At 71.6% G+C, this 18,937-nt stretch carries 25 protein-coding genes and 1 tRNA gene; 13 read left to right on the forward strand and 13 right to left on the reverse strand.

Going from position 1 to position 18,937, the window contains the following annotated elements; all coding sequences use genetic code 11:
• Positions 1 to 78: 78 nt before the first annotated feature.
• The 3 genes from dgcN (at position 79) to ACLBYG_RS20535 (ending at position 3,568) form a co-directional block, all read left to right on the forward strand.
• Positions 79 to 1,092, forward strand: coding sequence for an N-acetyltransferase DgcN (gene dgcN, locus ACLBYG_RS20525; RefSeq protein ID WP_020091144.1), 1,014 nt, complete (start codon positions 79 to 81; stop codon positions 1,090 to 1,092).
• A gap of 163 nt (positions 1,093 to 1,255) precedes the next feature.
• Positions 1,256 to 2,239 carry an N-acetyl-D-Glu racemase DgcA gene (gene dgcA / locus ACLBYG_RS20530; RefSeq protein ID WP_447682632.1) on the forward strand — a complete coding sequence of 328 codons (984 nt, stop codon included), beginning with the start codon at positions 1,256 to 1,258 and terminating at the stop codon, positions 2,237 to 2,239.
• Positions 2,240 to 2,518: 279 nt separating this feature from the next.
• Entirely contained in the window at positions 2,519 to 3,568 is a 1,050-nt protein-coding gene (locus ACLBYG_RS20535; RefSeq protein WP_056526436.1) for a ketopantoate reductase family protein, read from the forward strand.
• Positions 3,569 to 3,709: 141 nt separating this feature from the next.
• Here the strand turns inward: ACLBYG_RS20535 and ACLBYG_RS20540 are convergent, their stop codons facing one another.
• Positions 3,710 to 4,048: a DUF1491 family protein gene (locus ACLBYG_RS20540; RefSeq protein WP_103984560.1), complete on the reverse strand. Its 339-nt coding sequence runs from the start codon at positions 4,046 to 4,048 to the stop codon at positions 3,710 to 3,712.
• Positions 4,049 to 4,374: 326 nt separating this feature from the next.
• Between ACLBYG_RS20540 and ACLBYG_RS20545 the strand changes: the two genes are divergently transcribed.
• Complete coding sequence (locus ACLBYG_RS20545) at positions 4,375 to 4,665, forward strand: hypothetical protein (protein ID WP_447682633.1); 291 nt, start codon at positions 4,375 to 4,377, stop codon at positions 4,663 to 4,665.
• Between the two features lie 66 nt (positions 4,666 to 4,731).
• Here ACLBYG_RS20545 and ACLBYG_RS20550 read toward each other — a convergent pair whose 3' ends face one another.
• On the reverse strand, positions 4,732 to 5,442 hold the full coding sequence (locus ACLBYG_RS20550) for a peptidoglycan-binding domain-containing protein (protein ID WP_447682744.1): 711 nt from the start codon (positions 5,440 to 5,442) through the stop codon (positions 4,732 to 4,734).
• 26 nt (positions 5,443 to 5,468) lie between these two features.
• Positions 5,469 to 7,361: a sensor histidine kinase gene (locus tag ACLBYG_RS20555; RefSeq protein ID WP_427508488.1), complete on the reverse strand. Its 1,893-nt coding sequence runs from the start codon at positions 7,359 to 7,361 to the stop codon at positions 5,469 to 5,471.
• Positions 7,362 to 7,613: 252 nt separating this feature from the next.
• Between ACLBYG_RS20555 and ACLBYG_RS20560 the strand changes: the two genes are divergently transcribed.
• Positions 7,614 to 7,964, forward strand: a complete 351-nt coding sequence (locus ACLBYG_RS20560) for a hypothetical protein (protein ID WP_447682634.1) — start codon at positions 7,614 to 7,616, stop codon at positions 7,962 to 7,964.
• Positions 7,965 to 7,975: 11 nt separating this feature from the next.
• Here ACLBYG_RS20560 and ACLBYG_RS20565 read toward each other — a convergent pair whose 3' ends face one another.
• The 3 genes from ACLBYG_RS20565 to ACLBYG_RS20575 form a co-directional block, all read right to left on the reverse strand.
• Positions 7,976 to 9,106, reverse strand: coding sequence for a DUF2336 domain-containing protein (locus ACLBYG_RS20565; RefSeq protein WP_447682635.1), 1,131 nt, complete (start codon positions 9,104 to 9,106; stop codon positions 7,976 to 7,978).
• Positions 9,107 to 9,266: 160 nt separating this feature from the next.
• On the reverse strand, positions 9,267 to 9,623 hold the full coding sequence (locus ACLBYG_RS20570) for a hypothetical protein (RefSeq protein WP_020091135.1): 357 nt from the start codon (positions 9,621 to 9,623) through the stop codon (positions 9,267 to 9,269).
• A 69-nt stretch (positions 9,624 to 9,692) separates the two neighbouring features.
• The gene (locus tag ACLBYG_RS20575) at positions 9,693 to 10,154 is read right to left on the reverse strand and encodes a GNAT family N-acetyltransferase (protein WP_056526425.1); all 462 of its coding nucleotides are present in this window, start codon (positions 10,152 to 10,154) and stop codon (positions 9,693 to 9,695) included.
• Between the two features lie 209 nt (positions 10,155 to 10,363).
• Here ACLBYG_RS20575 and ACLBYG_RS20580 point away from each other — a divergent pair, with 209 nt between their 5' ends.
• The gene (locus ACLBYG_RS20580) at positions 10,364 to 10,570 is read left to right on the forward strand and encodes a hypothetical protein (protein ID WP_447682636.1); all 207 of its coding nucleotides are present in this window, start codon (positions 10,364 to 10,366) and stop codon (positions 10,568 to 10,570) included.
• A gap of 69 nt (positions 10,571 to 10,639) precedes the next feature.
• Here the strand turns inward: ACLBYG_RS20580 and ACLBYG_RS20585 are convergent, their stop codons facing one another.
• Positions 10,640 to 11,149: a MucR family transcriptional regulator gene (locus tag ACLBYG_RS20585; RefSeq protein WP_091675820.1), complete on the reverse strand. Its 510-nt coding sequence runs from the start codon at positions 11,147 to 11,149 to the stop codon at positions 10,640 to 10,642.
• 484 nt (positions 11,150 to 11,633) lie between these two features.
• Here ACLBYG_RS20585 and ACLBYG_RS20590 point away from each other — a divergent pair, with 484 nt between their 5' ends.
• From ACLBYG_RS20590 to ACLBYG_RS20620, 7 genes are all read left to right on the forward strand, one after another.
• Positions 11,634 to 12,047, forward strand: a complete 414-nt coding sequence (locus tag ACLBYG_RS20590) for a PaaI family thioesterase (RefSeq protein ID WP_056526422.1) — start codon at positions 11,634 to 11,636, stop codon at positions 12,045 to 12,047.
• Between the two features lie 124 nt (positions 12,048 to 12,171).
• Positions 12,172 to 13,104: an oxygen-dependent coproporphyrinogen oxidase gene (hemF, locus tag ACLBYG_RS20595; protein ID WP_020091129.1), complete on the forward strand. Its 933-nt coding sequence runs from the start codon at positions 12,172 to 12,174 to the stop codon at positions 13,102 to 13,104.
• Entirely contained in the window at positions 13,101 to 14,219 is a 1,119-nt protein-coding gene (locus ACLBYG_RS20600; protein ID WP_012321591.1) for an ATP-dependent DNA helicase, read from the forward strand. The genes hemF and ACLBYG_RS20600 overlap by 4 nt, the downstream gene beginning before the upstream one ends.
• An 81-nt stretch (positions 14,220 to 14,300) precedes the next feature.
• Positions 14,301 to 14,390, forward strand: a tRNA-Ser gene (locus ACLBYG_RS20605).
• A 79-nt stretch (positions 14,391 to 14,469) separates the two neighbouring features.
• Positions 14,470 to 14,667, forward strand: a complete 198-nt coding sequence (locus ACLBYG_RS20610; protein WP_447682637.1) for a hypothetical protein — start codon at positions 14,470 to 14,472, stop codon at positions 14,665 to 14,667.
• A 3-nt stretch (positions 14,668 to 14,670) separates the two neighbouring features.
• Positions 14,671 to 14,913 carry a hypothetical protein gene (locus ACLBYG_RS20615; RefSeq protein WP_447682638.1) on the forward strand — a complete coding sequence of 81 codons (243 nt, stop codon included), beginning with the start codon at positions 14,671 to 14,673 and terminating at the stop codon, positions 14,911 to 14,913.
• Complete coding sequence (locus ACLBYG_RS20620) at positions 14,910 to 15,194, forward strand: hypothetical protein (protein ID WP_447682639.1); 285 nt, start codon at positions 14,910 to 14,912, stop codon at positions 15,192 to 15,194. Before ACLBYG_RS20615 ends, ACLBYG_RS20620 begins: the two co-directional genes overlap by 4 nt.
• 60 nt (positions 15,195 to 15,254) lie before the next feature.
• Here the strand turns inward: ACLBYG_RS20620 and ACLBYG_RS20625 are convergent, their stop codons facing one another.
• From ACLBYG_RS20625 to ACLBYG_RS20650, 6 genes are all read right to left on the reverse strand, one after another.
• Positions 15,255 to 15,701: a helix-turn-helix domain-containing protein gene (locus ACLBYG_RS20625; RefSeq protein WP_447682640.1), complete on the reverse strand. Its 447-nt coding sequence runs from the start codon at positions 15,699 to 15,701 to the stop codon at positions 15,255 to 15,257.
• Positions 15,702 to 15,773: 72 nt separating this feature from the next.
• The gene (locus tag ACLBYG_RS20630) at positions 15,774 to 16,103 is read right to left on the reverse strand and encodes a DUF4258 domain-containing protein (protein WP_447682641.1); all 330 of its coding nucleotides are present in this window, start codon (positions 16,101 to 16,103) and stop codon (positions 15,774 to 15,776) included.
• 325 nt (positions 16,104 to 16,428) lie between these two features.
• Positions 16,429 to 17,046, reverse strand: coding sequence for a hypothetical protein (locus ACLBYG_RS20635; RefSeq protein ID WP_447682642.1), 618 nt, complete (start codon positions 17,044 to 17,046; stop codon positions 16,429 to 16,431).
• Between the two features lie 132 nt (positions 17,047 to 17,178).
• Positions 17,179 to 17,490, reverse strand: a complete 312-nt coding sequence (locus tag ACLBYG_RS20640; protein WP_447682643.1) for a hypothetical protein — start codon at positions 17,488 to 17,490, stop codon at positions 17,179 to 17,181.
• Positions 17,426 to 17,875: a hypothetical protein gene (locus ACLBYG_RS20645; protein ID WP_447682644.1), complete on the reverse strand. Its 450-nt coding sequence runs from the start codon at positions 17,873 to 17,875 to the stop codon at positions 17,426 to 17,428. Before ACLBYG_RS20645 ends, ACLBYG_RS20640 begins: the two co-directional genes overlap by 65 nt.
• Positions 17,875 to 18,930 carry a peptidoglycan-binding protein gene (locus tag ACLBYG_RS20650; protein WP_447682645.1) on the reverse strand — a complete coding sequence of 352 codons (1,056 nt, stop codon included), beginning with the start codon at positions 18,928 to 18,930 and terminating at the stop codon, positions 17,875 to 17,877. The genes ACLBYG_RS20645 and ACLBYG_RS20650 overlap by 1 nt, the downstream gene beginning before the upstream one ends.
• Positions 18,931 to 18,937: the final 7 nt, after the last annotated feature.

The raw sequence follows: 18,937 nt of genomic DNA on the forward strand, positions 1-18,937 counted from the left end.
CAGCCCCATGCATTGCGCACGCCGCCCGCGATCCCGCATAGACGGTCCGCCGGCCTCCCGGAGAAGGTTGCTCGACCGATGCAGATCGCCACGCCCTACCTGATGTTCCTGGGCGACGTGCCCGACACGCTGGCGGCCAAGACCGCCTACGGGATCAAGGACTGGCGCCCCGAATGGTGCGTCGGCCAGATGCGCCTGCCGGGCTGCGCCGCCGATCTCGGCATCCCCGACATGACCCTGCCCGAGGCCCTAGCGAAGGGCTGCCGGACCCTGGTGATCGGCGTCGTCAACGCCGGCGGCGTCCTGCCGGACCACTGGGTCAAGGAGATCGTCGCGGCGATCGAGGCCGGTCTCGACGTGGCGAGCGGCCTGCACGTGAAGCTCGGCGCGGTCCCGGCCATCGCGGAGGCCGCCGCCCGCCGCGGCCGCCAGCTCCACGACGTCCGCCACACCGACGAGCGCTTCCCCACCGGCAAGGGCACCAAGCGGGCCGGGCGGCGTCTGCTCACCGTCGGCACCGACTGCTCGGTCGGCAAGAAGTACACCGTGCTGGCCCTGGAGCGCGGCATGCGCGAGCGCGGCCTCGACGCCGATTTCCGCGCCACGGGCCAGACCGGCGTGTTCATCTCCGGCCGGGGCGTCGCCATCGACGCCGTCGTGGCCGACTTCATCTCCGGCGCCGTCGAGACGATCTCGCCCGAGGCCGAGCCGAACCACTGGGACCTGATCGAGGGTCAGGGCTCGCTCTACCACCCGTCCTTCGCGGGCGTGAGCCTCGGCCTGCTGCACGGCGCGCAGGCCGACGCCTTCGTGGTCTGCCACGAGCCGACCCGCACCAACATGCGCGGCGTGAAGCACCCGCTTCCGACCATCCGGCAGGTGATCGACCTCACCGTGCAGCTCGGCAGCCTGACCAATCCGGGGATCAAGCCGGTCGGCATCGCGGTGAACACCCAGGCGCTCGCCGAGGGCGAGGCCCGGGCGCTCCTCGACGCGCTCGGCTCCGAGCACGGCCTGCCCGCCACCGACCCGGTGCGCTTCGGCGTCGACGGGCTGGTCGACCGGATCGTCGCCGACTTCCCGGCGATCTGATACCGCTTCCCTGTGCCGGCTCTCACTCCGTCCCCGTGAGCCGAGCGAAGCGATCTAGCAGCGCCATGCCAACCGGCCGCTCGCTGCCCTGGGTCACTTCGCTCCGCCCGTGATGACGGAGCGGGCTGCATCGACCGCAGGCCTGAACCGGAGACCGTACGACATGGCCCGCCGCCTGACCCTCGCCGTCGAGCGCTTCCCGATCGCCGGCGCCTTCACGATCTCCCGCGGCAGCCGCACCGAGATCGCCGTCGTAGTGGCGACGATCGCGGACGGCGACGCGGTCGGGCGCGGCGAGTGCGTGCCCTATCCGCGCTACGGGGAGAGCGTCGAGAGCGTCAGTGCCCTGATCGAGGGCCAGGCGGAGGCGATCGCGGCCGGGATCGGGCGGGACGCGCTCATGACCCGCATGAAGGCGGGCGCCGCGCGCAACGCCCTCGATTGCGCGCTGTTCGACCTCGAGGCGAAGCGGCAGGGCCGTCCCGCCTGGGAGATCGCGGGTCTCGCCGAGCCCCGGCCGGCCATCACCGCCTACACGCTGAGCCTCGGCACGCCGGAGAGCATGGCGGAGGCCGCCCGCAAGGCCGCCCACCGGCCGCTGCTCAAGGTCAAGCTCGGCGGGGACGGCGATCCGGAGCGCATCGCCGCGGTGCGGGCCGGCGCGCCGGAATCCCGGCTGATCGTCGACGCCAACGAGGCGTGGCGGCCCGAGAACGTGGAGGCCAACCTCGCGGCCTGCCTGCGAGCGGGCGTCGCGCTGATCGAGCAGCCGCTGCCGGCCGACGCCGACGCCCTGCTCGCCGAGATCCCCCACCCGGTGCCGGTCTGCGCCGACGAGAGCCTCCACGACCGCGCCGGCCTCGACGCGCTGGCCGGGCGCTACGACGCGATCAACATCAAGCTCGACAAGACCGGCGGCCTGACCGAGGCGGTACTCCTCGCCCGCGAGGCGCGGGGCCGGGGGCTCTCGATCATGGTCGGGTGCATGCTCGGCACCTCGCTGGGCATGGCGCCGGCGGCCCTGCTCGCCAACGACGCGGAGTTCGTCGACCTCGACGGGCCGCTGCTGCTGGCCCGGGACCGTGAGCCGCCGCTGCGCTACGAGGGCAGCCTGATGCACCCGCCGACGCCGGACCTCTGGGGCTAGGGCCCGCGGCGGGGCGGTCGTCGTCCGCGGTCCCGAGAGGGTCCCGCGCGAAGTCCCGGAGGCGCCACCCTGTGGAGATCCCGGGTGCGGAGGATAGGGATCGCTCCGCCTGTCACCGGCAGGGCCTCACAAAGGGTTTGGGATTAGGTATACCAGAAGGCTTGCCTTCCGCTCGCCCGGCTGCCATCCATCGCATGTGCGCTTGGGGCCGTGGCGTGGACGCACTGTTCCCAGCAGCCAGACAACACACAGCAAGTCTCAATGCTGGGGAGGACCGACGTGGCCAAGAACATCCTGATCCTGGGGGCCTCCTACGGCTCGCTCCTGGGCACCAAGCTCCTGATGGCCGGTCACAACGTGACCCTGGTGTGCCGGCGAAAGACCGCGGACCTGATCAACCGCGAGGGGACCGAGGTCCGCATCAAGCTGCGCGACGAGAAGGAGCACCGCGCGATTCACTCGCGCGATCTGCCCGGCAAGGTCGACGCGATGCCGCCGGAGGACGTCGACGTGTCGCGCTACGACCTCGTCGGCCTCGCCATGCAGGAGCCGCAGTACAACAACCACACGATCCGCGTCCTCATGATCAAGATCGCGGCGGCGAAGCTGCCGTGCCTGTCGATCATGAACATGCCGCCGCTGCCCTACCTCAAGCGGATCCCGGCGCTCGCCGCCATGGACCTCGAGGACGCCTACACCAATGCCGGCGTGTGGGACCGGTTCGAGCCGGGTCTGGTGTCGCTCTGCTCCCCCGATCCGCAGGCCTTCCGGCCGCCGGAGGAGGAGGCGAACGTCCTCCACGTCGGCCTGCCGACGAACTTCAAGGCCGCGACCTTCGCGGACGAGGCCCATAACCGGCTGCTCCGGGAGCTGGAGGCCGACATCGACGCCGTGCGCCTCGACGGGCACGACGTGCCGGTGAAGCTCAAGGTATTCGACTCGCTGTTCGTGCCGCTGGCCAAGTGGTCGATGCTGCTCACCGGCAATTACCGCTGCATCACCCCGGGCGAGCCGCAATCCATCCACGACGCCGTCCACGGCGACCTGGCGCGCTCGCGGGCGATCTACGACCACGTCGACGGCATCGCCCGGAAGCTCGGCGCCGACGCGGCCGACCAGGTGCCGTTCGAGAAGTACGCCAGGGCTGCCGAGAGCCTGCTGAAGCCGTCCTCGGCCGCGCGGGCCGTGGCGAACGGCGCGCCCTACATCGAGCGGGTCGACCTGCTGGTGAAGCTCATCTCGCACCAGCTCGGCGAGCCGAACGCCGAGATCGACCGCACCGTCGAGACCGTCGACCGCAAGCTCGACGAGCGCATCATCGAGGGCTGACGGGCGCTGCCTTCGCTTCGCTCCGTCATCACGAGCGGAGCGAAGTGACCCGGGGCGGCGCGCCATCGGTCGGCGTGGCGCCGCTGGATTGCGTCGCTGCGCCCGCAAAGACGGTGGCGAGGTCTCCAACCGGAAACGGTATCACTCCGCCAGATCCAGAAAATGCCGCCCCTGGCGGTCGTCGATCTCGACGATCCAGAGATCGGAATCGAACCGGATCTCCTTGGTCAGGCGCTCCTCCACGTCGAGCGGGCTGCCGCCGGTAACGATCGCGGCGAAGCGGCGGTCGCCGCTCTCCTCGGCCTCGAACAGCGCTTGCGGCGCCGGTCCGTAGAGGTCGGCGCTGCCGTCGAGCCGATCGACCTTCACGAAGATCGCGCCCGCCTCCGCGGATCCGCGCCGGCGCAGCGCCGCCGGGATGCCCGCGACGTCCAGACGCCGCAAATGGGCCGAAACCCAGAAATCGGAGCGCAGGCGCATGCGTCTGTAGCCCTGTGAATCGCGCGGCCCGCGCCGCGGGCGGGCGATCCGGCGCGGCGGTCGGCCCCTGAAACCCGGCCGGTTCGGAGCGGCGCGGCCTCCGCCATGCGCGAAAGCGCCGGCGCGGGCAAGCGCGGATGCGCGACGCGGACCATCTGGAAATAACGGTTCAGCGCACCGAATATTCCGTCAAAAAATCCAGTCTTTTTCGGGATTAAAAAAGAATTGATCCATGTGCTTCAGCGCACATCTACAGTATTTCTTGCTGATTAACTGAGCAAAGGGCGCCTGAATTCGCATGTCACGATGATTTAAGGAGCAATCCGATGCGGAGAATGACCTCGCTCGCGACGCTGATCGTCGCCTGCCTGTGCGGTGTTGTGCCGTCGGCCCACGCCCGTCCGGAGACGCTCATGGATTTACTGGGCCACCGCGACTCCGCGTCCTGCCCGCGCTACCAGCGGACGCCGAGCGATGCCTGCAACATCGTCGTGCACCGGCCCGGCGGTAATCCCACGCAGGACATGACCGGATCGATCGGCCACGCGAAGTCCTGGCAGGCCAATGGCGGCCCGCGCTGCAAGACGATCTGCCGGTTCACCGGCACGCAGTACTGAGGGTCGCGCTCTCACGACGACCGGCACCCGCACCGCTTCCGCGGAGCGGGCGCCGCTTCCGTCCCGCTAGCCGTGGCCCGCCCGCGCCATCAGCTCGCGCAGGGTCCGGCCCGTCGCCTCTCCGGTCACCGGCAGCTTGGCGCCGCGCTCGAACTTCTCGATCGCCGCGCGGGTGCCGGGGCCCATCGCGCCGTCGGGCTTCACCGCGTAGCCGAGCTTCGACAGCGCCTTCTGGGCCCGCAGCACCGGATCGCCGTCCTTCTCGGACTTGGCCGCCTTGGCGTCCGTCTCCTTCGCGGCCGGCTTGGCGGCCGGCCGAACCGGCGACGCCTTCGGGGTGACCGAGGCGGTGGTCTCCTCGGACCGGATCAGCTCGCCGATCGCGTCCCGGGCCGCCGGCTTGGCGGGGACCGGCGCGGCGGCGCGGTCGGCCTCGATGACCCGCACCGGATCCCGCGCGGGTTCCCGGAGGGCCTCCCTGGCGGCCGGCGGCGCCTCGCGGGGGGCGGGCGCCTTCTGGGCGAGCTTCGGCAGGATCGGCGCCGGGTGGCGCCCGGTCTGGTAGCCGAGGGCGTTGACGCAGACGAAGCCCGCCGCGCCGAGGGCGACGAGGCTGCCGAGAACGGCGCCCGGGCTGGTCCGGCAGGTGGCGCCCGTCGCCTTCAGCGCGCCGACGAGGACGGCGCGCCAGTCGCCCTGGACCGCGGGGCGGCGCGGCGCGGCGCGGCGCGCGCGGCCGGGTTCGCCCGGTACGGTGATCTCGCGGTAGCCTGACATCATGTCTCCTTCCGGGGATCTTCGGGTCAGCCGGTGCGGCGCAGGACCGGGTCGGCCGGGGCCGCGGCGAGGCCCGGCTCCGCGTCGAACAGGCCGAGCGGCAGGCGCACCACGCGGCGGGGCGCCGGGGCGCCGCGCACGGCCGTGCGGATCGGGGCCGGGCCGTGGGCGGCCGCGGGGGCCTGGCAGACGAGGGGCAGGGTGACGGTCACCACCGTCCCGGCCTGGGGCGCGCTCTCGATCAGCAGGGAGCCGCCGTGGAGGCCGACGAGGCCCTGGACCACCGACAGGCCGAGGCCGGTGCCCTCGTGCTGGCGCTTGTAGCCGCCGCTCCCGGCCTGGAAGAACGGTGTGCCGAGCTTGGGCAGGTCGTCCGCGCCGATGCCGACGCCCGTATCGGCCACGACGATGTCCAGGGTGCCGGCGCCGCGCCGCAGGGACAGGTCGATGCGGCCGCCCGCCGGGGTGAACTTCACGGCGTTCGAGATGAGGTTGATCAGCACCTGCCGGCAGGCGGCGGGATCGGCCGTGATCTCCACCGGTCCCGACGGGGCGGCGGTGACGACGACGCCGGCGGCGTCGGCCTTCAGGCGCATCATGTCGCAGCAGGCCCGGAGCAGGTCCGCGATGTCGAACGCCTCGGGGGCGCAGTCGAAATTGCCGCTCTGGATCCGGCTCATGTCGAGCAGCGTGTTGACGACGCCGAGCAGGTGGTGGCCGGAGGCGCCGATGATGCCGGCATATTCCCGTGCCTGGACCGGTCCGAGGCTGACGGCGCCCTCGCCGGCGAGGACCTCGGAGAAGCCGATGATCGCGTTGAGCGGCGTGCGCAGCTCGTGGGTGACGTTGGCCAGGAACCGGCCCTTGATCGCGTCGGCCCGCTCGGCCTCGGCGCGGGCGCGCTCCAGCTCGACGGCGTGCCGGTGGTGCTCGGTCATGTCGCGGGTGACCGCCACGACCGCCGTGGCGGCGTCGTGCGCGCCGTGCTCGATCCGGTGGGCGCGCATCTCGGCGTAGATCAGGCTCGCGCCGTCGGCGCGGCCGGTCTCGGGCTCGACGTGCAGGCGCAGGGGCAGGGTCGCGGGCCGGCCGGTCGCGGCGACGTCGCTCACCGCCTTGAGGAAGGCCGGGCGGTCGGCGACGTGGACGCGCTCCAGCAGGCCGTGGCCGCGCAGGCGGGCCGGGGCGCTGCCCAGGAGCCGGACGGCCGAGACCGAGGCCTCCAGCACGCGGCCGTTGCGGTCGTGCCAGGTCACGAGGTCGTCGATCGCCGAGAGCAGCAGCCGGTCGCGGGCCTCGTTGTCGCGCAGCCGCTCGCGCCAGACGCCCTCGTTGCGCATGTGCTCCAGGGCCTGGGCGGCGACGTGGCCGATCGCCGTGATGGCGAAGGCCGGCAGGGCGATCGCGGCCGAGATATCCATGACCGGCAGGGAGCCGGCCCAGGCGCCGAGGGCCACCACGGTCAGGACGCCGAGGACCGCCATCGCGGCGGCCGCGATCGTCGCGCGGAGCGAGCCGGAGACCAGCGCCTCGAGGGGGATCGCCACGAGCCAGACCGCGGCGGGCGAGGTGACGCCGCCGGTGACGCCCGCCAGGGCGACGACGAGGCCGGTCAGGCCCGCCGACGAGACCGCGTGGGCGACCCAGAGGGAGCCGGTGCGGGTGAGGAGGACGGCGGCGAAGACCGGCAGCAGCAGGCTCGCGATCGCCAGGACCTCGAAGCCCGACGGCACCCCGCGCCACAGTAGGTAGGGCGGCAGCCCGGCCATCATCACGGCGCCGGTCGCCAGCCGCGACACCAGGAAGCGCTGGTGGCGCGCGCGGGCGGCCGGATTGTCGGCCACGGATTCGTGGACGAGGCCCGCGAGCCGGTCATCGATCAGCGACGTCAGGACGGTCTTGATGGTCAAGGTTGGCACGCGTCGCGCTGGCTGCGTTCCCGCATCCGTCGCGCCTCCGGTTCGACTTCGAACGACTACCGGACGGTCGCAGAGCCGGCTTAAACGAGTGTTGCGGGACTTGTCCGAATGGTCGGGATGCTTTCCGCGAGGTAACCAGCCGATCGCGAACAAGCTTCATTCACCATCGTGCGGGAAAGCTCGGGTCGGTAGAGGCCCGGTTCACGAAATCCGTCGAATGCTTCGCGCGATCTCGAGCGGAGAAACCGTTCCATGACCGTCCTGCTGCGCGCCGCGCTGGTGATCGGCGTGCTCTCCTACTTCGCCATGCTTCGCACCGGAGCGGACCCGGCCGCGGAGGCCCGCAGGCTCGCCGGGGCGGTCCCGAGCGCTCAGGCGGTCGTGCCGGCCGCCCTCGAGGCGGTCCCGCCCGAGACCCGGGAGCGGGCGGTCCGCGCCGTGCTGGCCCGCGGCCTGATGGCGGAGCTGAGCCGCCGCGCCGCGGAGGCGCCCTCGAACGACACCCTGCAGGAGACCGACCGGCAGCCCGCTTGGCGGGGTGCCGACCCGGAGAGCGATCCGCAGAACGATCCGAAAAGCGATCTCCGGACCGGCCCGCGCTGACGGCCGGCCGGTCAGCCCGGCTCCCCGCCGCTCGCCGTCCGGGCCCGCGCCGGCAGGGGCGGCCGCTGCGCGGCGACGCGCTCGGCGCCCTGGCGCAGCTTGGCCTCCGGGCCGTGTGCCGGCTGATGGGCCTCGCTCCGACCGCGCTCGGCGAGCGGCCGGTCGAGGATCGCGGCGATCAGGTCCCGCGAGGCCGGACGGCTCACGGTGCGGAACAGCCGGACGAGGTCGGCCACGCGCTCGGCCGATCGCGCCACCCCCTGGTTGAGGGTCAGGAAGATGTAGACCGCCTCCTCCTCGTGCAGGCCGGCGGCCCGCAGGCCTAGGGTCAGGAGGTCGTAGCGGGTGCCCGCATCGGCGACCACGGTCAGGAAATCGCGGGGCAGGCCGAGCCCGTCGGCCAGCGCCGCCATGAAGGCGGGAACGTCGCGGGCGGCGGACAGGCCGGTCAGGGTCTCGCCGAGGCCGCGGGGCGGCGGCGGGCAGGGGCGCAGGGCGGCGGTCGCCTCGACGGCCCGGCCGATCACCGTGCGGCGCATCGGGTCGGCGTGCAGGTACAGGGGCACGAGGTCGGCGGCCGAAACGTCGGGCCGGACCAGCAGCAGCCGGGCGAGGTCGGGGGCGGTGCGGCCGCGGTCCACGAGCCGCGACAGGGCCGCGCCCCGCAGGGTGTGGCCGAGATTGGCCGCCAGCGCGCGGTCGATCTCGGGGCGGCCCTCGCGGGCGAGTTCGTCCACCGCCTCCCGGCTCAGCCCGGCTCGGGCGGCGATGCGGGCGGCGATGTCCGACCCCTCGGCCAGGGCCGCCTCGATCAGGCGGTGGCTCAGGGTCGGGGCCAGCTCCACCACCGCGTCGCGGGCACCGCCGCCGCGCAGGGCGAGCGCCTCCAGCACCGCGGGCGGCGTCTCGGAGCAGGGGGCCAGCTTGCGGGCCACGACCCGGGCCGTCTCCTCGTCCACCGTCGGGATGAGGCCGCAGGCCAGGGACTCGAAGATCTCGATCTCGGTCCGGTCCCGGGCCGCGGCCCGGACGAACAGGTCCGTCTGAACCCGGAGGATCACCGGCTTGAGATCGAGATTCTCAATGCGTGACAGTTCGAGGAGCCCGGACAGGTCCGGCGGAGCATCGACGGAAGGGGGCATGGAGGATCGGTTACGCAAGACTGCAGTAAGGTCACGCTAACCGCATCGACGTGAATCGACCTTTAAACCGCCTCCGCGGCGACCGTGCCGTCCTGCGCCAGGATGGAACCGGCGCGGTCCCAACCCGGCCGGACCGTCAGCGCATCCGTCAGTGCGGCAGTCAGCGCGTCAGCCAGAGCACGAGGCCGAGCCCCACGGCGGCCGCGACGATGATGCCGGCGTAGAGCGGCAGGACCCAGGGCTGCCGCTGATGCGGGTAACCCTTGGCCGCCCGCTCCGAGGGCGCCCGCTCGTTCTGCCGGGCGATCCGGACCTCCCGGGGCGTCGGCGGCGTCCCGCCGGCCTCCTCGCAGGTCCCGAGCGGGGCCGCGCCGATATCCATGTGCGGGGTCTTGTCGGCGGTGCGGCCGCTGTCGATGTCGCCCTTGAGCTGCGCGGCGGTCGGCGCCTCGGAATCCGGCGGCGGATCGCAGGGCAGGTTCGCGGGCGGCGGCGGGGTCTCGGATCGCAGCGTCATCGGGGGGCTCCACTCTCCGGGGGTAACGCCCGGTGAGCCCCGTCGGCTTCGGCCAGGATGTCGCGGATCTCAGCCGTCTCCGGTGCCCCGCTTCAGCAGCGGCCGCGCGAGCACGGTCCCTTCGTCGGCGAAGCCGGCGGCGGCGCAGAAGGCGCGCAGGGCGGCCTGGTCCGGCCCCGCGGCCAGGAGCAGCCGGTCGCAGCCCGCCTGCCGCGCCGCCCGGCCGGCCGCCTTCAGCAGGACCCGACCGATGCCCCGGCGGCGCGACTCGGCGGCGACGGCGAGGCCGGTGATCAGGCCGAAGGGCCGCGGCGCGTCCAGCGTCCGCACGGGGGCGACGGCGATGAGGCCGCTCGGCGGCCCCCATTCCACGGCGACGAGGGCGATGCCGCCGTCCCGCTGCAGGGCCTCGAGCCGGGCCGCGAGGTCCGCGGCGCCGACCGCGACCCCCGCCTCGCTGAGCAGCGCCGCGAGACCCGCGGCGTCCGGCCCCGCGGCGGCGCGGATCTCCAGCCCGTAACGATTGCCCAAATCCCGCTCCCGATCGGCATGTCCGGCGCATGCATGTCCGGCGGTTCAACGCGTGGCGAGGCCTCTCGACCCGGCGCGTCGCGCTCCTGGTCTCAGACGCGGCGCCGTCCAGCAGATCGCGATCACCGCGGGATCGGCTCCGGCGCGCGCGGAACGCGCCGGGCCGTCCGCGCTTTGCTCTCCCGTCGGCGGATCGGGGAGCGCGCAGCATGACGGGGCGGGTGACGGATCGAGCCTCCGAATGGGAGGCCGGCCAGGCGCGGCCGGAGACAGCGCCGGCGCCCGAGGGGCCGGGCCCGCGGCCCGGCATGACCGAGGCAGAGGTCGGGCCAGAGGCCGAGGCGGTCGAGCGGCACAAGGCCGAGACGGAGATCGCCGCGGGCGACGTGGCCGACGACCTCGCCGATTTCGCGTAACGGACCGGCGCGCGGGTCGCGCGCCGGCCGGTAACCACGAGCCCGGGCGTTGCCGGGCTCAGGCCGGGCTCAGGCCGTCTCCTTGGCCTTGCGGGAGCGGCTGGCGCGCTTCGGCTTCTCGGCCACTTCCGCGACGGGCTCGGGCTCGGGCGCCGGGGCGGCGGATTTGCGGCGCTGCTGGCCGAGGCCGAGGCTGCGGGCGAGTTCCGAGCGCTGGGCCGAGTAGCTCGCGGCCGTCGACGGATAGTCGCGCGGCAGCCCGAAGCGCTCGCGATACTGCTCGATCGTCAGGCCGTTGCGCGACAGGTGCCGCTTGAGCGTCTTGTACGGCTTGCCGTCGATGAACGAGATCAGGGCGTCCGGCGTCACCGACTTGCGGATCTGGGCCGGCGTCGGCTTGTCGGCCGCCTCGGTGACCGTCGCCGCGGGGGCGGACAGCTTCGTCAGCGCGGCGTGAACGCCGGCGAGCAGACCGGGCAATTCGCTGATCGGCACGGAATTGTTCGAGACATACGCCGAGACGATGTCGGACGCCTGCTCGATAAAGGTCTGCTGCTGCTCAGTGGCGTTGTCGTCCATCGATGATTCCCTCTATCCGACCGTCGTGAGACGGTTCTAACGTCTGTGCAGCAAAATCAAGTCGTCGTCGAGCATTTCCCTACACAATGCCCCTGCCATGAACACGCATATTATTCAAACCGTGGGTCGAGCTGAAATCGACCGTCGAGCAAACCGACACCCCGGAGCGGAAGTTGGACGAGACCGGGCGACGCGGACGGGCGCCGGTTATGCCTTCCGCCGCGATCTCGCCGCGGGCTTCCTCTGCGAAGATCCGTCTCCGGTCTGATGAGAGGCGCAGAACTTCACGCGGCGGCCCGCCGCGATGTCCCGTGAGCCTTCGGGACGGGACGAACGTTTCGGCCGGACTGTCACGTGATCTGCCGCGGACCGGTCATGGCCTCGGAGGCGGCCGGGCGATAAGGATCCGGGCGGGGCAGGATCCGGGGCGATCGGCGTGGACCAGCAAGTGGACCGGCAAGGGGATCACCAAGTGGATCAGCAAGTGGATCAGCGCTCGGAGACGGGCACCGTCTTCGGCGCCATCATCCCGTTCGTGGATCACTGCGGGATCGAGGCGCTCGACGTGCGCGCGGGCCGGACGCGGCTGCGCCTCGCCCTGCGGCCGGAGCACGCCAACAACCTCGGCATCGCCCATGGCGGCGCGCTCTGCACCCTGCTCGACGTCGCCCTGGGGACGGCGGCGCGGCTGCGGGCGGGGCGCCCCGTGGTGACCCTCGACATGCAGACCCGCTTCCTCGCCCCCGGCCGCGGCGTCCTGACCGCCGAGGGACGGGTCACACGGGCGGGGCGGTCGGTGATCTTCTGCGAGGCCGAGATCCGCGACGAGGCCGGGGAGCTGGTGGCGACCGCCACGGGGCTGCTCAAGCCCGTCGGCGAGCGGCCGGCGCCCGCGTAGGGGTCGCGTAGGGGCCGCGTAAGGGCGTTGTCGCCGGTCGGGACACCGGCGCGAGAGCCCTGCGCGCCCGTGCGGGGCCGCGACCGCATTGACGTGCGCCCGGCAGGGTGGAAAAGCCTGTGTCATGACGATGCCGGACGACGCGCGCGCAGCCCTGGCTGCGCCTCCCTCCGAGGCCGACGTGACGGCCATGAAGTCCGAGGCCGCAGCGTGGTTCGAGACGCTGCGCGACCGGATCGTCGCCGCTCTGGAGACCCTCGAGGCGGAGGCGGCGGGCCCGTTCCACCCCGACGCGCCCGAGGGCCCCGGGACGTTCGAGAAGACCCCTTGGAACCGGACCGACCATACCGGGCGGCCGGGCGGCGGCGGCGTCATGGCGATGCTGCGGGGCCGCGTCTTCGAGAAGGCCGGCGTGCACATCTCGACGGTGCACGGCGAGTTCGCGCCGGAATTCCGCGCCCAGATGCCCGGCGCCGCTGAGGATCCGCGCTTCTTCGCCACCGGCATCTCGCTGATCGCCCATCCGTGGAACCCGCACGTGCCGACGGTGCACATGAACACCCGGTTCGTCGCGACGACGCGGGCGTGGTTCGGGGGCGGGGCCGACCTGACGCCGGTGCTCGACCGGCGCCGCACGCAGGACGATCCGGACAGCCGCCACTTCCACGCCTGCTTGGCGCGGGCCTGCGCGGCGCACGGCATCGACCACGCCCGCTACAAGGCGTGGTGCGACGAGTATTTCCACCTCAAGCACCGGAACGAGCCGCGCGGCATCGGCGGGATCTTCTACGATTACCTCTGGAGCGGGACGCCGCAGGCCGACCTCGCCTACACCCGCGACGTGGGCCGGGCCTTCCTGGAGGCCTACCCGAAGATCGTGCGCGACAATCTCGGCACGCCCTGGACCGAGGCGGACCGCCACGAGCAGCAGGTGCGGCGGGGCCGCTACGTGGAGTTCAACCTGCTCTACGACCGGGGCACGATCTTCGGCCTGAAGACGGGCGGCAACGTCGCCTCCATCCTCTCCTCGATGCCGCCGACCGTGCGCTGGCCGTGAGTGCGGGTCTGCCGGCCGCCTACGCGCCGCAGCAGGACGCGGCGCTGAAGGCGATCGCCGCGTGGCGGCGGGACGGGGGATCGCAGGTGTTCCGGCTGTTCGGCTATGCCGGCACCGGCAAGACGACGCTCGCCCGCCGGATCGCCGAGGATGTCGACGGCACGGTGGTCTACGGGGCCTTCACCGGCAAGGCGGCCTCGGTGATGCGCCAGAAGGGCTGCTACGACGCCGCCACGATCCACTCGCTGATCTACCGCACCAAGGAGGCGGAGGAGGGCGGCCCGACCTTCACGCTGAACCGCTCGGGCCCGGCCGCCAAGGCGGACCTGATCATCATCGACGAGTGCTCGATGGTCGATTCCGATCTCGGCAACGATCTCCTGTCCTTCGAGCGGCCGGTCCTCGTCCTGGGCGACCCGGCGCAGCTGCCGCCGGTGCGCGGCGGCGGCTTCTTCACCGAGGCCGAGCCCGACGTCATGCTCACCGAGGTGCACCGGCAGGCCAAGGACGACCCGATCGTCCGCATGGCCATGACCGTGCGCGAGGGCGGCCGGCTGGAGCTCGGCAGCTACGGGCAGAGCCGGATCGTGTCGCGCCGCGCCCTGGATCCGGCCGAGGTGCTCGAGTGCGATCAGGTGCTGGTCGGCCTGAACAAGACCCGCCGCCTCTACAATGCCCGGCTGCGGGAGCTCGCCGGCCACACGGACCCGATGCCGGCGATCGGCGAGAAGCTGGTCTGCCTGCGCAACGACCGGGTGAAGGGCCTGCTCAACGGCTCGACCTGGACCGTGCAGGCCCTGCGCGCGCCGCCGCGTCCGGACCTGATCCGCCTCGACGTGGTGCCGGAGGACGACCCGGCGCTCCGCCGGAAGCCCACCGACATCAAGGTGCTGCGCGCGATGATCTCCGGCACGGACGAGGAGATCCCGCTGTTCCTGCGGCGCGAGACGGACGAGTTCACCTACGGCTACGCGCTGACGGTGCACAAGGCTCAAGGGTCGCAGTGGGATCGGGTCACGCTGTTCGACGAATCCTACGCGTTCCGCGAGCACCGGGCGCGCTGGCTCTACACCGGCCTGACCCGCGCGGCGCAGGCGATCACCGTGGTGGTCTGATCCGGCGCCGCCGCGCGACGTCTCGCTTGTGAAGCGGGACCACGCGTGCTACGCACCGCCCGTCTCATCGAGGCACCTTGCGGAGAGGTGGCAGAGCGGTTGAATGCACCGCACTCGAAATGCGGCATGCCTGCAAGGGCATCGGGGGTTCGAATCCCCCCCTCTCCGCCAGCCATCGTTGTTTTTGCTCACGAATTTCACGGGCGGGGCGCTCCACCCCACCATCTACCCCACCAGCCGCCGGAACGTGATGGACGAACCCTCCGATCCGGACCGAGAAGCCGTTCAGCGCCTGATGCGCCAGCTCCACGGCTACGCGCAGGGACTCGGTCTCGACGACGCTACAGCGCAGCAGATCGTTGAGCATGTGATCGCCGACCTGCCGAACGCCGACGACGTGCACCGCCAGGCCGAGGCGCGGCAGTGGATGCTCCTCGCGGCTCGCTGAACGGTGCCCTCCGAACCGTCAGCACCGGTCCGCGGCCGCCAGCTCGAAGCGCTCCGCGCCTGCCTCCTCTACCCGCAGGGAATGCGGCACGAGGCCTACCCGTCCGCCATGCCGATCCTGCAGGAGATCGGGTACGTCGAGGATCGCCCGACCCGCGGGCGGACCAGTCGACGCGCATGGCACCTGACCCCGGGCGGACGCGAACTCCTGATCGCGCTCGGGATCCGCGAGAGCGCCAAGCCGTGACCTTCGCGTGGCGCCGCACCTTCCCGAACACGCACCACGACTTCGTGGCCGAGGAAGCTGGCCAGCACGTCGGCCGCATCAAGCGGATGGAGGGCGGCCCGCAGAACGGCACGTGGACCTGGAGCTGCACAGGCTGTCAGCGCGGCCACGAGGCCGAGGGCGTGCGCCCGCTCAACGGTGAGGCCCCGACCCGGGACGAGGCGATCGAAGCGCTGGCCGCCGCGTGGGGCAGGGCGAAGGCGTGGAGCGCGCGGACCGGGAGGCCTCTCGCGCACCCCTGAAACGCGACAAAGCCCGCCACGGCTGTTCGCCGGGCGGGCCCTGTGAGCTACCGAGGTGCTTCAGGCAGCGATCTTATAGTTCGACGGGTCCGAACCATCGATGCGCAGCGGCACCGTCTCTGCGCTCGGCACGCACCATCCCGCCAGCTCACGCACATTAGCGTCGGTCGGCAGGTCTAGCGCCTGGATCGCGTGCAGCCTGATGATCGCCTCGGCGTTCTCATCGATCTCGTTTTCATTCCGCTCCCAGCGGCTCACGGCCAGTGGCTCACGGTGAACCATGGCGGCCAGCTCGGCCTGCGTCAGCCCCATCTCTGTCCGGAGGAATCGCAGCTCGTTGCCGATCATGGCCGAGCGCTTCGTCACGATCCCATGCGCGATCGCGCGGTGCAGCCCGTTGATGTTCGGAATGGTCACGCATTCCTCACCAGCGTCATCATGCACGAGCGTCGCGCCCTCGATGAACACATTGGTGAGGCCGCTCTCAGTGTAGCGATACGCGCTCATTTTAGTCCTCAAATTCTTGTACAGCGCGGGGCGCTGGCGCGCCCCAAACAGGGGCGGTTGCCCCATAGCGATCTATGATTCGTCGACGAACATGACTGTCACCGTTTTGATTTGGAAATCGCTAATCGACGGAATGGCGACCACCCGCAAGATACGCCTTCCGGAGTTGGGCGATCCACTTTCTACCCTGTACTTGTACCAGCCGGGTCGAGTTGCCTCTTCCGGTTGTTCGTACACGAACCCGTTCTTCAGCACGTAGAGCACGTCACCGATGGTGAGCCTCCTCTGTTCGAGGCGCTCCCTGACGTGGTTCGTATGGGTCATCGTCAACCGATCATGACGAGCTAGTGCACGGATCTGGATCGTCGCATCCGCCGGTTTCCATGGCTGGCTGGGCACCATCTCGCCTCTCAGCGGGGTTATGACTTATCACCGTGATAAGTTCCTGACCAGAGATAATGAGCCACAGCGCAATCACAACCCCGCGCCGTTGTACCGGTGCACGCCCTCTGATTGTCGGCGGGAAATCAAATCGTGGGTTCCGAAATCAAACCGGGCGGTGCGAAAAATCACACATGACCATACGGCCTTCGCCCGTTCCGGCAGAGGTACGGAAGTCGGGTAGGTACCGGTTACCGGTAGTCCTGAAACGCGAAAAGAGCGCCCCGGCCGAAGCCAGGGCGCCACGTCGCGATGAACGGCGCGCGGTGCGCCGGTGTTGCAAAACTCAGCGCCGCGCAGGCGCCCGCGCATCCCGCTCCAGCTCGTCGATCCGGCGCTGCATGCCCTGAATCGTGTCGCGCGGCGTGTTCAGGTCGTAGAGGCCCTGCCGGTTCTGGTCGGCCTGGCGCTGGAGATCCGCATCGCGGGCGCGCTGGGCGGCCCACATCTGCTCGTGCTCGCCGCGCGGGACGATCTGCTTGGTCGCGGCGTCGAGATCGCGCTCGATCCGCTCGACCCGGGCGTCGGTCAGGCGCTGGAGATCGTCACGCCGCTGGGTGATGACGGAGAAGCGCGCGTCCAGGTCCTCGCGCGGGACGTAGCGGTCGGCGCGCGCCTCCATCTTCACGAAGGCGGCCTTCATGTCGGTGATGCCGGCCGACAGGGGCGAGAACGCGAGCGCGCCGATGCCGCTGACCAGGGTGACGATCAGCGTGATGGCACCGAGGCACGAGCCGATGATGGCCCCCCACGGTACCTTGTCCCGGCTGTCGAGCTTCGTGACGATGTGGCGGATGCCGTCCTCGATGCCGCCGACCCGCACTTCGAGCGCGCCGAGGCGCTCCTCCGTCGGCCGTCCGGTCATGGGCTGGATCTGCTGCTGCTGGAGCTGAGAGGTCATCATCCTGGCCCCCATGGCCGGAGAGGCGTCGCGCCGGTGTTCCGGTCGCGCGCGGATGGGCCCTGTCTCGCGTGCGCGAGGGGCCGGATGTCGGGTGGGGAAGCCCGTGAAAGTTTCACGGGCTTGCGGTGCCGGTCAGGGCTTGGCGAATTCACGCCGCACGGCCTCGATCCAGGCGAGCGCCCGGCCGCCGCAGGCCACCTTCGCCCGGTCGAGCACCTTGGCTCGGCCGATGATGCGCACGACGTCGCCCCGGGTCAGCGATCGATCCGGGATCTCCGGGAAGGATTGGCGCAGGCAGTCGGTCACGCCCTCGGGCGGTTCGGGCAGCGTGACCCGGATGTCGGCCGGCGCGAGCGGATTGATCGCCGGCGGGCCGGCCCTAAAGCTTGCGCAGCCGCTGAGACCAAAGCCGAGGCAGGCAGACGCCATCGCGGCGCGGATCACGGGCGAGCGCATCGGTCAGTTCCTTGATCTTGGAGAGGTCGGCTTGCCGGTCGGCCTGGTCGCGGGCGCGCAGCTCGACCGCCTCGCGGGTGATCGCCTCGGCCTTTTCCGCGCGCAGCTGCTCGGCTTTCAGCGCCACGGCGTGATCGTGGACGAGCATGCGGCGCGCGCCGTCGCCCGCCGCGACCTGCCAGCAGAAGGCGAAGGCAGCGATGCCGGCGGCGGCCGTCTGAGCGACGATGCGCAGGCGGGTGGGCAGAAGGATCCGCCCGAGCACCAGGATGGCGACGGCAGCGCCGAGGATCTTGAGCGTCACCGGCGAGATCGCGGCCCAGAGCAGGGGCGCGATCGCGAGCAGGATGCCAGTCCAGGAGAAGTCGAACATCAGGCGCGCGCTCCAGCGAGGTGGGGGAAGCGGCGCGCCAGGAAGCCGGGCACGGGCCGGCCGGCATCGTCCCAGCGCGCGTAGAGGGCGTAGAGCGCGCCGGCGACGATCACGACGCCGACGATCAGCCCCAGCACGGTGCCGGCCTGGATCTGGCTGTTGGCCTGTTCCAGCTGCTCCTTGAGCTCGATCGCGTTGTCGATCGTCAGGCCGGTGCCGGAGGAGGCCGCGACGGCGCCGCCCTGGATGGTGCGGCTCTTCGCGAGGTTCGCGTCCTTCGCCGGCGCGGCCAGCGGCGCGGCGGTGTCGAGCGCGGCGAGCGTGTCGTCGTCGAGCTCGCCCGTGACGGGCAGGCCGGCCTTCTTCTGCAGCAGCTGCACGGACGCCGTGGTCCGATCGCCGTGCTCTCCATCGACCGCGCCGACGGGGTAGCGCAGCGCCTTCAGCTTCGCCTGGGCCGGGATGACGCGCAGCGCCGCCTTCGCCTTGGCGAGGTAGGTACGGCACTCGGGCAGGCCGATGTCGCCGCCGTTGACGCGCCGACGCAAGGCCGCGACGTCGTCGGCGTCGGCGAGCGCGTTGCAGTCATGGTCCGTCCAGTAGGTCAGCGCGGCCGAGATCGCCCCGGCGGGCGTGCGCAGCCGGTCGGGATCGGCCTCGAACCCGGCATCGCGGTAGTTCGCCCGACCGGTGTTCTGAATCAGGCCGCCGCCGCGGTAGCGCCAGCCGTCGCCGGGCTTCACGTTGCCGAGCCGGCCGCCGTAGACCTTCTCGGCGAGCGCCTTCGGGTTGCCGGCGTACGGCCGCGCGGACGCGAGCGTCGGGAAGCGCTTCTTCCACACCACGCACAGCCGCTCGGCCGTGTAGAACAGGTTCTCCTCGAGGCGCGTCATCCCGCCCGATTCCGTGGCGAGCTGCGCGAGGAAGTGGGCGATGCGCAGGGGCGTGGTGATCTCGGCGGCCGCGATCCGGTCGTCGGCGGCCACGAACGCCGCGATGACGTCGGCGCGCGCGCGCGGCGCCACGGCGGGGAGGATCCGCTTCCAGTCGGTCATCGGTCAG

The sequence above is a fragment of the Methylobacterium sp. D53M genome (assembly GCF_053345625.1).